Source organism: Corynebacterium sp. HMSC055D05, from assembly GCF_001810365.1.
Taxonomy (GTDB): Bacteria; Actinomycetota; Actinomycetes; order Mycobacteriales; family Mycobacteriaceae; genus Corynebacterium; species Corynebacterium coyleae.
Window position 1 is genome coordinate 233,985 of record NZ_KV801024.1, and the last position, 14,597, is coordinate 248,581.

Annotated in this window: 17 protein-coding genes; 13 read left to right on the forward strand and 4 right to left on the reverse strand. The window is 62.7% G+C overall.

The genetic code is table 11. The features are described 5' to 3' along the window. Positions 1-7 precede the first annotated feature (7 nt). Positions 8-970: a universal stress protein gene (locus HMPREF2734_RS01045; protein ID WP_070568403.1), complete on the reverse strand. Its 963-nt coding sequence runs from the start codon at positions 968-970 to the stop codon at positions 8-10. Between the two features lie 101 nt (positions 971-1,071). Between HMPREF2734_RS01045 and HMPREF2734_RS01050 the strand changes: the two genes are divergently transcribed. The 12 genes from HMPREF2734_RS01050 to HMPREF2734_RS01105 all read left to right on the forward strand — a co-directional run bounded on the left by HMPREF2734_RS01050 (position 1,072) and on the right by HMPREF2734_RS01105 (position 11,114). Next, entirely contained in the window at positions 1,072-1,434 is a 363-nt protein-coding gene (locus HMPREF2734_RS01050; RefSeq protein WP_070422103.1) for a DUF5318 family protein, read from the forward strand. Between the two features lie 102 nt (positions 1,435-1,536). Next, positions 1,537-3,771, forward strand: a complete 2,235-nt coding sequence (locus HMPREF2734_RS01055; RefSeq protein WP_070568407.1) for a transglycosylase domain-containing protein — start codon at positions 1,537-1,539, stop codon at positions 3,769-3,771. A 4-nt stretch (positions 3,772-3,775) separates the two neighbouring features. After that, positions 3,776-5,290: a glycosyltransferase family 87 protein gene (locus HMPREF2734_RS01060; RefSeq protein ID WP_083308003.1), complete on the forward strand. Its 1,515-nt coding sequence runs from the start codon at positions 3,776-3,778 to the stop codon at positions 5,288-5,290. Beyond that, positions 5,287-5,475 carry a hypothetical protein gene (locus HMPREF2734_RS01065; protein WP_070422058.1) on the forward strand — a complete coding sequence of 63 codons (189 nt, stop codon included), beginning with the start codon at positions 5,287-5,289 and terminating at the stop codon, positions 5,473-5,475. The genes HMPREF2734_RS01060 and HMPREF2734_RS01065 overlap by 4 nt, the downstream gene beginning before the upstream one ends. 22 nt (positions 5,476-5,497) lie before the next feature. After that, entirely contained in the window at positions 5,498-5,875 is a 378-nt protein-coding gene (locus HMPREF2734_RS01070) for a hypothetical protein (protein WP_070450698.1), read from the forward strand. Positions 5,876-5,976: 101 nt separating this feature from the next. Further along, positions 5,977-6,951 (forward strand): hypothetical protein, encoded by a 975-nt coding sequence (locus HMPREF2734_RS01075; RefSeq protein WP_141750386.1) that lies wholly within the window; start codon positions 5,977-5,979, stop codon positions 6,949-6,951. A 194-nt stretch (positions 6,952-7,145) separates the two neighbouring features. Next, entirely contained in the window at positions 7,146-7,442 is a 297-nt protein-coding gene (gene rpsF, locus HMPREF2734_RS01080; RefSeq protein ID WP_070422055.1) for a 30S ribosomal protein S6, read from the forward strand. A 52-nt stretch (positions 7,443-7,494) separates the two neighbouring features. Then, complete coding sequence (locus tag HMPREF2734_RS01085) at positions 7,495-8,121, forward strand: single-stranded DNA-binding protein (RefSeq protein ID WP_070422054.1); 627 nt, start codon at positions 7,495-7,497, stop codon at positions 8,119-8,121. 48 nt (positions 8,122-8,169) lie between these two features. Further along, the gene (rplI, locus tag HMPREF2734_RS01090; RefSeq protein WP_070422053.1) at positions 8,170-8,622 is read left to right on the forward strand and encodes a 50S ribosomal protein L9; all 453 of its coding nucleotides are present in this window, start codon (positions 8,170-8,172) and stop codon (positions 8,620-8,622) included. A gap of 136 nt (positions 8,623-8,758) precedes the next feature. Then, positions 8,759-9,523, forward strand: a complete 765-nt coding sequence (locus HMPREF2734_RS01095) for a chymotrypsin family serine protease (protein WP_070568413.1) — start codon at positions 8,759-8,761, stop codon at positions 9,521-9,523. 230 nt (positions 9,524-9,753) lie between these two features. After that, positions 9,754-10,440, forward strand: a complete 687-nt coding sequence (locus HMPREF2734_RS01100) for an AAA family ATPase (protein WP_070568416.1) — start codon at positions 9,754-9,756, stop codon at positions 10,438-10,440. Then, positions 10,437-11,114: an AAA family ATPase gene (locus tag HMPREF2734_RS01105; RefSeq protein WP_083308004.1), complete on the forward strand. Its 678-nt coding sequence runs from the start codon at positions 10,437-10,439 to the stop codon at positions 11,112-11,114. The genes HMPREF2734_RS01100 and HMPREF2734_RS01105 overlap by 4 nt, the downstream gene beginning before the upstream one ends. Here HMPREF2734_RS01105 and HMPREF2734_RS01110 read toward each other — a convergent pair. Together HMPREF2734_RS01110 and HMPREF2734_RS11715 are read right to left on the reverse strand one after the other, a co-directional pair. Beyond that, positions 11,111-11,488 (reverse strand): type II toxin-antitoxin system death-on-curing family toxin, encoded by a 378-nt coding sequence (locus HMPREF2734_RS01110; RefSeq protein WP_070568419.1) that lies wholly within the window; start codon positions 11,486-11,488, stop codon positions 11,111-11,113. The genes HMPREF2734_RS01105 and HMPREF2734_RS01110 overlap by 4 nt on opposite strands. Beyond that, a complete protein-coding gene (locus HMPREF2734_RS11715) occupies positions 11,485-11,691 on the reverse strand; it encodes a CopG family transcriptional regulator (RefSeq protein ID WP_141750387.1) in 207 nt (68 codons plus the stop codon). The genes HMPREF2734_RS01110 and HMPREF2734_RS11715 overlap by 4 nt, the downstream gene beginning before the upstream one ends. A 130-nt stretch (positions 11,692-11,821) precedes the next feature. Between HMPREF2734_RS11715 and HMPREF2734_RS01115 the strand changes: the two genes are divergently transcribed. After that, positions 11,822-13,882 (forward strand): RecQ family ATP-dependent DNA helicase, encoded by a 2,061-nt coding sequence (locus HMPREF2734_RS01115; protein ID WP_070568423.1) that lies wholly within the window; start codon positions 11,822-11,824, stop codon positions 13,880-13,882. On the opposite strand, the gene HMPREF2734_RS01120 is transcribed toward HMPREF2734_RS01115, so the two are convergent. Continuing rightward, positions 13,853-14,269 carry a hypothetical protein gene (locus HMPREF2734_RS01120; protein ID WP_070422048.1) on the reverse strand — a complete coding sequence of 139 codons (417 nt, stop codon included), beginning with the start codon at positions 14,267-14,269 and terminating at the stop codon, positions 13,853-13,855. The two genes, HMPREF2734_RS01115 and HMPREF2734_RS01120, sit on opposite strands and share 30 nt — an antisense overlap. Positions 14,270-14,597: the final 328 nt, after the last annotated feature.

The window sequence follows — 14,597 nt, forward strand, 5'->3', positions numbered from 1 at the left end:
CCCTAACCTACTTCGCTGCCTCCGGACAGACGATGACGGGCACAGGCGCGTAGCGGATGAACTCGCCTTCGAGCGTGCCCAAAAACACCGTGCGCAGATTCGGCGACGGCTGCGAACCCAGGCACATGATGTCGCCCTTGCGCCACTTCACCGAGTCAATTGAGCGCTTCCAGCTCTTGCCGGTGGACACGGAGCTGGTCACGTCGAAATGGTCGAGGCGGTCGGGGGAGAGTTCGCATGCGTACTCCCAGGCTCGGTCGCGGGCGTGGTCAAGCATGCCAAGGGTGCGTTCGTACCATTTCGGGCCGTGCTCGTCGTAACTTGTCGGGGAGAACGCGATGATGCGCAGCGGCAGGTGCAGCGCGCACGCGAGGGCGGTGGCGTAGTCCAGGCCGTAAAACTCGGGTTCTTTCTTCCCGTCGGTGTCCACCACGGCGTAGGTCACGCGCGTGATGCCCTTCTTAGACAGCTTCACTCCGCGCGGTGCCAGCCCGAGGGGGATGGGGGAGGAGTAGAGCATTTCGTCCGTAACGCTGGACGGGCGTAGTCGGCCCTTGGGTGATTTTGCGCGGGAGCCCATGACGATGAGGTCAGCGTTGAACTCTAAGGCGTTGTCGAGAAGCGAGCGGACGGTATCTTTGCCGTCCTTGAGCGTGGCTACCTCTTTGGACCACTGCGATTTCGGGATCTGCCCGTCGAGTTCATCGACCACGCGTTTGTGGAACTCTTCGCGCATCTTCTTCAGCTGCTTCTTGCGGCTCTTCGCCGAGGTTGTCAGCGCCTGGATCGGCGGCAGTTGCGCAGATGCCATGACCTGCACCTTCATCGGCAGGGAGCGGCCGAGCCAGGTGGCAAACTCGACGGCTTCGCCGCTTGTGGTGTCCCAGCCAACCGCAACGCGGAGAGGAGCATCCGAATCGACAGTGTTCGGTAGGCGTGCAGACTCGGGGGATACAGCGTGGTGGCTCACGTCGTGGCTCCTCGAAGTGGCAGTGTCGCTAGCAAACGTTTGAACATCAACATCATATGTGGCGTCGGCGACGCACCGAAAACGGCGTTACCATTGCGCAGATGTTTGTGTATGAGGGTGAGGTGTCGCACGAGTGGCGTCGTCGCCACGCATTGCGCGAGCTCAACGCAGGGCGCATGCGTATCGACGACGCCTGCGACGCCGACTTCATCCTCCGCGCCGCCGCCGAACACCACGGCACCGCATCCCCACGGCCCTGCCCCATCTGTGGCGCCGAACTGCGGGAGATTACCTGGGTGTACAGCGAAAAACTCGGCCGACGCACCGGCACCGCCCGCAGCGCAGAAGAAATCGACCGCATGGTGCACGAGGTCGGCCCCATCACCGTCCACTTCGTGGAGGTTTGCCGCGACTGCAAGTGGAACCATCTGTTAAAGGAAGTCACTGCAGTACCAGTAGTGTGATTTCGCGTTGGCCGGGTAGGGTGTGCATAGAAAACGAGTAGGTAGCTCGCGGTTTCGCCCTCCCCGCGGGGGCCGCGAGTCAAATTGCGCAGGGAAAAACGAGTGTCAGATAAAGACAACGGCGGCGACACGACCGCCAAAAAGAAAAGCAACGGCTCAACGACCGTCACAACCAAGAAACGGTCGCGCGCATGGCAGTGGTTTATCGCGTTCTTGCTGTTCTTGGCCATGATTGCGGCGATCCCGCTGGCGTGGTTCTTCTGGAGCTACGCACGCGCCGAGGTGCCCGAGCCGGGCAAAATTGAAACGGCGCAGATCTCCAACATCTTCTACCGCGACGGCGACAAGGAACTCGCCCGCATCGTCCCGCCGGAAGGCAACCGTAAGCAGATCCCGCTTGACCAGGTGCCCGAAGACGTCCAAAACGCGGTGCTTGCGGCAGAAGACCGTGACTTCTGGACCAACTCCGGCTTCTCCCCGACAGGCTTCGCTCGCGCCGCCATCGGGCAGCTCACCGGCAACGCATCCGCAGGTGGCGGCTCCACCATCACCCAGCAGTACGTGAAGAACGCACTGGTGGGCAACGAGCACTCCTACGAGCGTAAAGCTAAAGAGCTCGTCTACTCGGTGAAGATGACCAACCAGTGGGAAAAGGCCGACATTCTGCGCGCCTACCTGAACACGGTCTACTTCGGCCGCAACGCCTACGGCATCGAAGCCGCAGCGCACGCCTACTTCAACAAACCAGCCTCCCAGCTCACACTGGAGGAGGGCGCAGTCCTGGCCGCGTCGATCCAGCTGCCGAGCCAGCTTGACCCGTGGACCAACCGCGAAGCCGCGGAAGGCCGCTGGAACTACGTCATGGACGGCATGGTGGAAACCGGCGCCATCACCCAGGAGCGTCGCGCGGCCGCCCACTACCCGGAGACCCGTGACCCGGCCACCTACTCGGCCTACACGGAAGCAACCGGCGCAAACGGCCTGATTAAGAACCAGGTTGTGGCGGAGTTGGCCACCATCGGCATCACCGAGGACGACCTGACCAACCGTGGCCTGCAGATCACCACCACGATCGATGCCGGCACCCAGCAAAACGTCGAAGAGATCACCCGTCAGCGCCTGTCCTACCTACAGGATGACGCCCGCTCCGGCGTCGTTGCCATCGAGCCGAGTACCGGTGCCGTGCGCGCCTACTACGGCGGCGACGACCCGTCTGGCTGGGACTACGCCAACGCGGGCCTGCAAACGGGTTCGACGTTCAAGATCTTCGCGCTCGCGGCCGCCCTGCAGCAGGGCATCCCGCTGACGTCCATGTTCGATTCTTCCCCGGTGACCCTGCCGGGCAACCACGTCGTGACCAACTGGGACGGCGGCGGAGGCGGAATGCTGTCCATGACTGAGGCCACCCGCGTGTCCTCCAACACCGCCTACATGCGCATTCAAGACGAACTGGACAACACCACGCAGGACACCGCCGACATGGCGCACGCCCTGGGCGTGGCCAAGTCCATCCCGGGCATCCCTGTAACGCTGCGTGAAAACGGCGGCCAGCCCTACGAAGGCATCGTGCTGGGCCAGTACCAGTCGCGCGTGCTCGACATGGCCGCCGCTGTGGCAACCCTGACCAACCGCGGTGCGATGCACCCGACCCACTTCGTGGAAAAGGTTGTGGATGCCAACGGTGAGGTCCTCTACGAAGTGGACCGCAACTACACCGAGCGTCGCGTCTCTGAGCAGGTGGCGGACAACGTGCTTGAAGCCATGCAGACCGTGCCGGCGTACTCCAACGCGGTGCTCGCTGGCGGTCGCCCGGCCGCAGCCAAGACCGGCACTGCCCAACTGGGCGACACTGGCCTGAACAAGGACGCCTGGATGGTCGGCTCCACCCCGCAGCTGTCTGTGGCCGTGTGGGTCGGTACCGCCGACAACACCTCCGCCATCTTCAACGAGTGGGGTGGCATCATGTGGGGCTCGAACACTCCGTCGCAGATCTGGAAGCAGGTCCTGGACACTGAGCTGGCAGACCAAGACTTTGAATACTTCGAGCCGGCCAGCCCGGTGTACTGGGGCGTCAACGCCTACAAGGGCGGCGTCGGACTGGGTGGCTACTACTCGGCCCCCGCAACCCAGAACACCGGCGGGGCGGCGCAGCCGGCCCAATCGGAATCGGCCGCACCAGATGAGCCGTCCGCGCCAGCACCGGCACCTGCCCCGGCTCCGGCGCCCGCACCAGCACCGGCACCCGCCCCGGCCCCAGCACCGGCGGCCCCTCCGGCGCAGGACCTACGTGATGCAGTCAACGATGTGATTGGACAAGTCCAGGGAGCGTTCCAGTAACAGCATGTCTCAAACTGATCAAACAACCGTCACCTGGCCAGACCCGGCCGATCGCGTCCAACCCGGCAAAACCGAGCCGATTGCCCGGGGCTGGGTGAACTACCTCGGCGGGCCAATGGGCCGCTTCGCCCAGATCGGCCGCGCCCGGTTCTGGACGCCGCTGCGCGCCATCATCGCCGTCGCATACATCTTCTTGTCCTTCGGCGCACTACAGAAGTCGCGCTGCGCTGGCGGCAAACTGGACGACAACGGCATCATGCAGCTCAACTGGGATGGCAACCGCCAGTTTGTTGCTGCCTGCTACAACGACATCCTCCCGCTCTATGGGGCGCGCGGGTTGGACCAGCCGGGCTTTGTCTACGCCTACTCGTGGGTCGAAGACGACCTGACCCGCTACATGGAATACCCGGTGCTCGCCGGCCTGTTCCAGCAGCTCAGCGCCTGGATCGCGCGCGGTACCTACTTCCTGACTGATAGCTTCCTGCCGGAATCCGGCTGGTACTTCTACGTCACCGCACTGCTGATGTCCATCATCTGGGTGATCACCATCCGCATGGTCGCGGAACTTGCCGGCAACCGCATCTGGGACACGCTGCTCGTCGCCGGTTCGCCGCTGCTGATCGTCCACGCGTTTACCAACTGGGACATCCCCTCGATCTTCTTCGCCGTCGCAGCGATGCTCGCGGCGCGCAACCGCAAGTGGTGGCTGGCCGGTGTGCTCGTCGGTTTGGGCACCGCGTTCAAACTGTGGCCGCTGTTCATCCTCGGCGCGTACCTCACTGTGGCGATCCGCAAGCGTGACCTCGTGCCGTTCTTCAAGATGGTCGGCGCCACCGCCATCACCTGGATCGCCGTCAACGCGCCGGTGTACCTGCGTTACCCAGACGCATGGAGCGAGTTCAACCGCCTCAACACCGACCGCGGCTGGGAGTGGACCACCATCTACGCGGTGCTCTCCCGCGAGTTCGGGTGGGCCGGCTTCGACTCCGGTGAGGGCGCCCCGGTGATCCTCAACGCCGTCACCCTGATCCTGTTCCTGCTCGGCTGCCTGTTCGTCCTCATCCTCGGCCTGCGTGCGCCGCAAACCCCGCGCATTGCGGAACTGATCGTGCTCATCGTCGGCTTCTTCCTGCTGTTTAACAAGGTATGGAGCCCGCAGTACTCTCTGTGGTTCGTGGTTCCCGCGGTCCTCGCACTGCCGTACTGGCGTCTGCTGCTGTCCTGGATGGTGGCGGACATGATGGTTTGGCCGGTGCTGATGTGGCACATGATGGGCGACGACAACATGGGTGTGCCGGGTTGGTTCCTGGACATCTTCATCCTGGCGCGCGATGCGTTTATCGTGGCGGTGATGGTGCTCGTCGTCAAGCAAATGCTCGGCAAGCGCCCGGACAAGGTCCGCGACGCGCACAACGGCCACGACCCGCTGATGTCGCTGCCTGCGCAGTGGAAAGAGCCTGTGCTTATCGACGAGCCCACGCCCGAGCCTGAGGTGGAGGCGGTGAGTACGCAACCATGACCACCGCAACGGTCCTCGGCATCGTCTCTATCCTGATCGCGTTTGCCCTGTTCGGCGCGTCGTTCTACATGGCAACGAAGGGCCGCAAGAAAGAGTCGATCATCTACGGCGCGGTTGCGTTTGTGTTCATGACGATCATCCCGGTGTCGCTCGCACTTTTCGTCGCGGTGCCAAACCCGACCTGATCTTCGTCGTTACAGTGGGGCCATGCTTACGAAGAAGATGGTTGCCCTGACAGTCGCCGCCACAGCAGGACTTGCCGTGGCGGCGTGTTCTGATTCTGGCGAGACTGCGCCCGAAACAGTCACTGAAACCGTCGCGCCCGAAACGGTGACGGAAACGTCGAACGCTGGAGCCGCTGTGTCCGAGGATCTCCCAGCCGCTGTGACCGGCTACTCGGACGAGGCGCGCAAGGATCTTGTCGACGAAAACGTGACCGAAGCCGAAGTCCAAGACGTCTTAAAGGCCGCCCAGGATGGCAAGGCCAAAGTGGAGTGGGACGATGACGGCTACTTCGAGGTGGAGTTCGGCGAAATCGACATTGATATCGATAAGGACGGCCTCGTTTTAGACGTCGACCGCTAAGACCGAAGATTTTCGCGTTTCGCTGCGGGTTCTGCTCGGTGAAAATATCCTGAAAGCACCGTGTCCGATACCGGACTGCTGTTGCTAAAAAGGAGCCCGCGTTGAACCGTCGAATTATTACCCTGCCGCTCGCCGTATCGCTGGTCGCGGGCGGCCTTGCCCCAGCTGCAGTCGCCGCTACAGTCGGGCCGAATGAAGGGCCCATGGTGTTGGCGGCGAACGGGATCTGCATGTTAAAGCTGAACGACCGGGAAGCGGCAACCTACAGCGCTTGGGCCAACGTCAGCACACAAGAGGTGTACGCCAACGCTGCGGTGAAAGCATTTGAGGTGCTGTACCCCGGAACAGAGAACATCGTTCGGGAGTTCCGGGCAGAACCCTCGCTTGCAGAGCTTGTGGAGGCACAGAAGAATCTCGCGAGCAGGCTCGCAGACGCCAAAGAGGCTCAAAAGCGCACTGAGCAGCGGTACACGGAACGCCTCCAGCAGGTAGGCATGGAGCATGTGCTGGCACAACACCTCACCGAGGAACTTACAAAGGTCGAGGTGTGGGCGGTAAAGCCGAGCATCAAACAGGGCAGCATCTCGGAGCGGCCGGTCAGCGCACTTGGTGTTGAGGAGGCGAACCGTGTGCGGGGCAAGCGCGTGAACCGGCAGGACTTTGAAGACGTTGCCTGGAAGAGCTTCGTTGTGCAGGGCAACCTGTCCCAGTCCGATCTGAAGACTTTCCGGAAAACGTTCTTGGCCGCCGACGATGTCCAACTCGCCATCGGGGGAACGACGGCGTACCTCGAAGTGGATATGAACGCGCGGGTTGCCTGCGCAGACGGCGGCAACCGAGAGGTGAAGTACCCGACCAGCATTGACGAGGTTCGTAATTGGAACATCGACTCGCTGCGCGGTGAGGCGGGCTTGAGCAGTTTGAGTTCTCAGGGTGAGGTTGAGATATCCCCGCTCGCGATCGTGGGCCTTGTGGTCGGAGTTCTCGCAGCTTTGGGTATTGCGGTTGCGGCGGTCGGGCCGTCGTTGGGCATCCCGCTGCCGGCTCTGCCGAAGTTGCCGGGGTTGCCGTTCTAACGCCAGCCGTTGGTGCCTGCCAACGATTGGTTGCCGGCCAATTGTCCGCAATGCGGAGTCTTTCATGTCATCCCCGCGGCCAGGGTTTTGAGCAGTGCAAACCGTGGGGTAGTCTGTTCAGGTTGCTTGACGCAACGACCCTCCTGCCATGACCACAAGGGTTATGGCCGAACAGACTAAGACCATAGGAGGTGATGAGGTCCGTGCGTCACTACGAAGTAATGATCATCCTCGATCCGCAGCAGGATGAGCGCACCGTTGCCCCGTCCCTGGATAAGTTCCTGGAGACTGTCCGCAAGGACAACGGCAAGGTGGAGAACGTTGATGTGTGGGGCAAGAAGCGTCTTGCTTACCCGATCAACAAGAAGGAAGAGGGCATCTACGCCGTTGTGAACCTCGACTGCGAGGCTGACACGGTCAAGGAGCTCGACCGTCTGCTGAACCTGAACGACAACGTTCTTCGTACCAAGGTTCTGCGTACCGATAAGTAAGACCGGTAGGCTCTACAACCACACGATCAGCAGGTAGGAAGGTTCACGAAACATGGCTCAAGGCGATACCCCGATTACCGTTGTCGGCAACTTGGTTGCTGACCCGGAACTGCGTTTCATCCCGAGCGGTGCCGCGGTTGCGAACTTCCGCATCGCGTCCACCCCACGTACGTATAACCGGGAGACGAACCAGTTCGAGGATGGCGAAGCACTGTTTCTGACCTGTAACTGCTGGCGCCAGATGGCCGAGAACGTCGCAGAGTCCCTGACCAAGGGCATGCGCGTTGTGGTCACCGGCAAGCTCAAGCAGCGTTCCTACCAAACTAAAGAGGGCGAAAACCGCACTGTGTTCGAGGTCGAGGTCGATGAGGTCGGCCCGTCCCTGAAGTACGCCACGGCTAACGTCAACCGCAACCCGCGTGAGGGCGGGCAGGGCGGCTACGGCGGCGGCCAGGGCAACCAGGGTGGCGGCTTCGGCGGCCAGAACCAGCAGCAGGGCGGCTTTAACCAGGGCGGCTTCGGCGGCGGCCAAGGTAACCAGGGTGGCGGCTTCGGCGGCCAAACCCAGGGCCAGGGCCAAGGCGGCCAGAACCAGCCCCAGCAGCCTGCACATGATCCGTGGGGTTCCGCACCCGAGGCCGGTGGCTTCGGTGGCGCGGGCGATGAGCCACCGTTCTAAACGACAACCACACATCAAGCATTTTTCACCATAAGGAAGGTTAGGATTATGAAGCTGATCCTCACCGCTGCCGTCGAGAAGCTTGGCGAACCTGGCGAGGTCGTCGAGGTCAAGAACGGTTACGGACGCAACTTCCTGCTCCCGCGCGGCCTGGCTATCCCGGCTACCCGCGGCGCAGAGAAGCAGATTGAAGACATTAAGCGTGCTCAGGCTGAGCGCCAGGTCCGCGACCTGGATCACGCCAAGGAGCTGCGCGACCAGCTCGACCAGCTCACCGGCGTCAAGGTTGCCGTTCGCACTGCGAACAACGGCAAGCTCTTCGGCTCCGTGAAGGCTGCCGACATCGCCGACGCCGTCAAGGCTGCCGGCGGCCCGAACCTGGACAAGCGCCGCATCACCGTGCCTAAGGGCCTGGTGACCAAGACCGGTGGCTACCAGGTCAAGGTCAACCTCCACGACGACGTGGAGGGCAAGGTGAACTTCGAGGTCGTAAGCGCATAAGCACCGCTTGACGACGACTGCGCGTCAGAACAGCACGCAGCAGTCCAACGACAACAGCACTTGTAGCGCGGGTCCCACTTGTGAGGAGTGGGGCCCGCGCTTTTTGCATGCCTGAAGGTGTGGAAGAATCCTCGCCATGATCTCTTCCCGCCTGCGCCGGGTGCGCAACACCGTTTTGTCCCTCACCGTCGCAGCAGCGGGCGTGCTTGGCATGGCAGCCACCCCAGCCCAAGCACTGGCCATGTATGCGGGTGACAGCATTCGCATCGAGTACAGCGATGGGGAGAAGTACGGCTGCACGTTGAACTCCATCGCGTACCGGGGCGGTGTGATGTACGGCGTCACCGCCGGTCACTGCCTCGCCCCGATCGGTGGGGCGCACGCGGTGCGGGTGCTGGCGGCGGATGCGCGAACCCCGATCGCGAGCAACCTGCAGGATTCAGGTTTCGAGCTCGAGGGCGACAACACCCTTGGCGGCGAGTTGAAGGACGTCGCCTGGTTCCGCATGGACCGCCACGTCACCGATGCCCACGCGATGCGCGGCGGCTTCATCGATATTCCGTTCATCGGTGCGCTGCATGGTCTGAGCCAGTTCGCGCAGTTCATCAACCCCACGCGGCGTGTGGCGGGGCGCGCGCCGGTGACCTCGGTACGCGAAGGTCAGATCGTGTGCAAGGACGGCGCACGCACGTCCCGTACCTGCGGCCCGGTGCTCAACGTGAACCCGCGCACCGGAGAGATCGCGGTGATGATCCTGTCGCTGCAGGGCGATTCGGGCTCCCCGCTGTACACCGTGAACCCGGACGGCAGCACCAACATCGTCGGGATCATCTCCGGCGCGGCCTACGGGATCCTCGTCGCGGCGGATGCTGCAACGCCACTGCCAGCAGGTCTGCGGTAAAAGCTACTCTTGCCGGGCGCTTCATTGCGGGCTACGGTGTCAGAAATACGAAAGGGTTGACATGCCACACGCTGAACGCAATAGCACCGACACCGATTTTGCCAGTGTCATCGCGGAGCTGCGGAAATTTCAGCGTGAACACGGCTTATCTGCCGAGATTGTCGAGGTTGAAGACCTGCCAAACGGAGATGATGTCCCAGATCTAGACGACCCAAACTGGCGGTAGCCCCGTGTTTGTTACCCGCGTGCGAATCGATGCTCCTGTGGAGGGCTACGCGCGCGATCTTCCGGTGGTGCATTCCCTCCAGCGGTCGCCACTTGAGTTGGGGCAGGTCACGCTGCTGACCGGCGATAACGGGTCCGGAAAGTCCACGCTCGTCGAGGCGATCGCAGTAGCCATGGGCGTCAACGCCGCGGGCGGGTCGCGTCACGCGCGCTTCACCGCGGCCGACCACTCGGCTTTGCACCGCTCGCTCACGCTGATCCGCCGTGAAAATCCCCGCGACGTCTACTTCCTGCGCGGCGAGACATACCTTGACCTGGCCGAATACCACGAGAGCCTCGGCCCCGGCGACCCGCTCGTGGGGCTCACCCGACGCAGCCACGGCCAGGGCATCATGGACCTGGCGCGCACCCGCTTCGGCCCGGACTCGCTAATTCTTCTCGACGAGCCCGAGGACGGCCTCTCCACCTTCTCCCAACTCGAACTCCTCGGCCTGCTGACAGTGCTAGCGCGGCGTGGGGCACAGGTGGTCGTCGCAACGCATTCGCCCGTGCTCCTCGCCATCCCAGACGCCCGCATCCTGCATGTTCCCGACCTTGAGCCCATGCTTTACGACGACTGCGAGCCCGTCACCGCCACCCGCGAATTCATCAACGACCCGGCCGGCACCGCCCGCTACCTGGTGGGGCCATGATGTTCATCCAACGCGTCGACGTCGACGCCCAAGCCGCACCGCCGTGGGCTGTGGAGACCCCGGCCATCGCGCACGTCGCCGAGTTCGGGTTTGCCTTTAGGCGGCCAATCACGGTGATTACCGGCGGCAACGGGGTGGGCAAGTCCACGCTGTTGGAAGGCATGGCGCGTGCCTGGGGGTTCACGTTGGAAGGCGGCACGTGGGGTGTAGAAAAGGCCGGCGCCCACGACCCGCTGTACGGCGTGCTCACCCTGACCACCGGCCCGCGGGCGAAAGTCGGCTACTTCCTGCGCGGTGAAACCCATACGCGCATCACCGAATTCGGCGGGCGCTCCCACGGCGAATCGGTCCTCGAACTGACATCGCGGCTGATCCCCAACGCGCTCTATCTTCTCGACGAGCCCGAGTCCGGCCTTTCCCCCGTCGCCCAAATGGCCCTACTGGCGCAGTTGCATGCGTTGGGTGAAGTGGGGGCGCAGATAGTCGTCGTCACGCATTCGCCTATCGTGGCGGCGATCCCGGGCGCGGAGATCATCGAGATCAGCGACGACGGGGTGGAGCGCAACCTTGCGGTGGAGGACACGCTGGCGTTTCGGGCGACGCGCGACTTCCTTGCGGACCCGCACGGCATCGCCGAGTTCATGGCGGACTGGGCAGAGGGGGAGTTTGGTTAATACCCCGACATACGTTGTAGGCGTGAGGCGATCTCAGCAATATCCATGTTTTTAGCTGCGACTTCACAGACAAGATCGAATAAGGCGTTATCGCTAATAGCTGCATCGGAGACACCGTGGGACCTGAGAAAAAGCAAGGTCAAGAGAACTCCCACACGTTTATTTCCGTCCTGTAGCGGATGGCTTGACTCGATACTGTGCAAAAGGGCTGCTGCCTTCTTCCATACATCTGGATAGAGGTCGCGACCATCAAATCGCAGCCAAGGCCGTTCGATTGCGGAGGCAAGAAGTCCCATGTCTTTGACATGGAATCCCTCACGCGATAGCCATTCGGCGAGTATTTCAACACGGAAGACTGAACGTGGGTCGGTCATGCGTCTTTAAGCCGATCCATGAGTTCTGCGCGATCGGAAAAGATGCGGTCGAGTTCGCCATGAGCGAATCGCCGGGCGGCTTCTCGATCCCACTCTTGATGAATTAGCCGTAAGAGGGTTTGTTGCTTTGAAGTTCCGCTTTCCTCGGCAAGGTCGGACAGCATGCGGTCGTCTTCTGCAGTGAGTCGTAAATTGAGAGCCATATGCGAATAGTACCGATTTGGTACCAGAGATGTACAGGGTGATCAACTCTCTGTAACTCATGGCCGACTGGGCAGAAGGGGAGTAGCTGCAGGCCAGGGCCGTGTCGTGGCGGTGTTATAGGGTTGCGCCATGACAGCGACGCGCACACAAGCAGACGAACTTCTCAAAGGCATTGCGGGCCCCGAAGCCATGCTTCGCGACGACCAGTGGACCGCCATCGACGCGTTGGTGAATCAGCGCAAGCGCATGCTTGTCGTGCAGCGCACCGGTTGGGGTAAGTCGGCGGTGTACTTCATTGCGGCGAAGTTGCTGCGTGAGGAAGGGGCCGGGCCGTCGATTATTGTGTCGCCGCTGTTGGCGTTGATGCGTAACCAGGTGGAGTCGGCGGCGCGCGCAGGGATTCGCGCGGCGACGATCAACTCGGCGAACATGACCGAGTGGGACGAGATCCAGGCGCGCCTGAACGACTACGACCTGCTGCTGATCAGCCCGGAGCGCCTCAACGCGCCGGACTTTCGGGAGCAGGTGCTGCCGCAACTCGCGCGCTCCGCCGGGATGTTGGTGGTGGACGAGGCGCACTGTATTTCGGACTGGGGCCACGACTTCCGCCCTGATTACCGGCGTATTGCGGTGCTAATTAGCGACCTCCCGGAGGCCACGCCGGTCCTTGCCACGACAGCGACCGCGAACGACCGTGTGGTCGCGGACGTTGTGGCTCAACTCGGCGAGAACACCGGTGTGCTGCGTGGCGGGCTGGACCGCGAGTCGCTCGCGCTGAACGTGGTGCAGTTGCCGGACCCAACCCAGCGCGCGGCGTGGATCGCGCAGTACCTCGCCTATGTGAACGGCTCCGGCATCATCTACTGCCTGACCGTCGCCGCTGCGCACGACCTCGCCGAGGCACTCGAAAACGCTGGCTGGAACGTCGCCGCGTACACCGGACGCACCGAGGCGGAGGAGCGCGAACGCCTCGAGCGTGCCCTGATCGACAACGAGCTCAAAGCGCTCGCGGCTACGTCCGCGCTGGGCATGGGCTTCGACAAACCCGACCTGGGGTTTGTTGTGCACCTGGGGGCGCCGTCGTCGCCAGTGAGTTACTACCAGCAGATCGGCCGCGCCGGGCGTGCTACCGACCACGCTGAGGTCGTGTTGCTGCCCGGGCCTGAGGACGAGCGCGTGTGGGACTACTTCGCGTCCGTGTCCATGCCGGAGGAACACGTGGTGCATCAACTGCTGGGTGCGCTGAGCGAGGAACCGTTCTCCACACCTCGGCTGGAGAACTTCGTGGACCTCTCCCGTACGCGTATCGACCAGGCGTTGAAGGTCCTCGACGTCGACGGTGCCGTGCGTCGCGTGAAGGGCGGCTGGGTGTCCACCGGTGCTGCCTGGGAGTATGACCACGAGCGCTACGGCGGGCTCGCCGAAGCGCGTAAGCGCGAACAAGACCTGATGCTGGCTTACGAAGCCACGGACGGGTGCCGCATGGCGTTTCTACGTCGTGAACTCGACGACCCCACTCTCGCGCCCGATGAGCGTTGCGGGCGCTGCGACAACTGCACCGGCAATCACCTGCCAGTGGACGTGGACGCTGCGTTGGCGCAGCGTATGGACGAACAACTGCGCACCCCCGGCGTCCAAATCACCCAACGCAAAATGTGGCCGACCGGCTCCGCGCGCCGCGGCAAGATCAAGGGCGTGCTGCAAGGCAAAGCGTTGGGGCGCCTTAACGACGTCGCCCGCGGTCCCGCCCTGGCAGAGCTGCTGCGGGCGAACACCTACCGGCCGCTGAGCAACTGGCGTGAGGATGCCTGGCTGGGCCGGTTCGTCGCCGTGCTCGCGGACTGGGCCTGGGAGGAACGCCCCACCACTGTCGTCGCTTTGGGCGATGCTGATCCGGCACGAAACGAGATGATCGCCACCACCGCAGAAGCGCTGGCAAGGGTGGGGCAGATGCGGTTTGGTGGGGTCGTCGATACGCCATCGCGCGAGGTAGAAGCACGAAACTCGGCGTTTCGCGTCAACGGGCTTGACCGGTACTACGACTACACGGGCCTCGAGGTGGAGACAGGCCCCGTGCTGCTGCTGACCGGGGAGGTGGATTCCGGTTGGTCGGTCACGGTTGCGGCAGCCGACCTTGCGGAACGGTACGGGGTGGAGGTGCTACCGCTGGCGTTTGCTTCGCGCGCGTGATGCGGACTCGGCGATGGCGGCGGCGAAGACAAGCACCGTGCCGACTGGGATGAGGAGCATGAACAAGTTGATGATCGGCAACGCCATGTCGGCCTGGTACTCCTCCCAATGCGCAACGGCCATCGAGCCCCAGCCGACGACGAGGCAGGCGGTTGCGAGCCACACCGTGACCAGTGCGCCTATTTTCTTGCGACCGCGCGCCGCGGCGGTGAACCACGTGGCACCACCCAGCGCGAGCAATGTGGTCGCGGCCTCGAAGGTGCCGAAGAGCGCCGTGGCAGTCCGAAACTCCCAGCCGCCGCCGATCAGGCGCAACAGGCTTATCCACGCCGCAGGGAACACCACCATTGCGATGGCGTAGATCCAAAGAATGCCTCGTGTTTCCATGTATGCACTGTAACTGCGGAACAGTTGTCATGGCGTGTGATTGATGTGGATAAGTGTGGATCCAAAGTGCCTGGGCACGTGGCTGCAGGGGCCAAAAAAGGGGTCCGAAACTGTTGAAATGTGCTTTGTCAAACCCCGTGGTGAGAAGTTATCCCCCGGCTACACCCGGAGCGTGGGGTTTGGATGAATAGCGTTTGACCTGCGCGTTTGGGATAAGTTCCTGCGGGTTTGGTGTCGCTGTACACAAGTTCTCCACAAGCTGGGTGGATGACTTGTGAATAACTACCCGCACAATGTCGAAAGATTTCACAGCCCCTGTGGATAACTC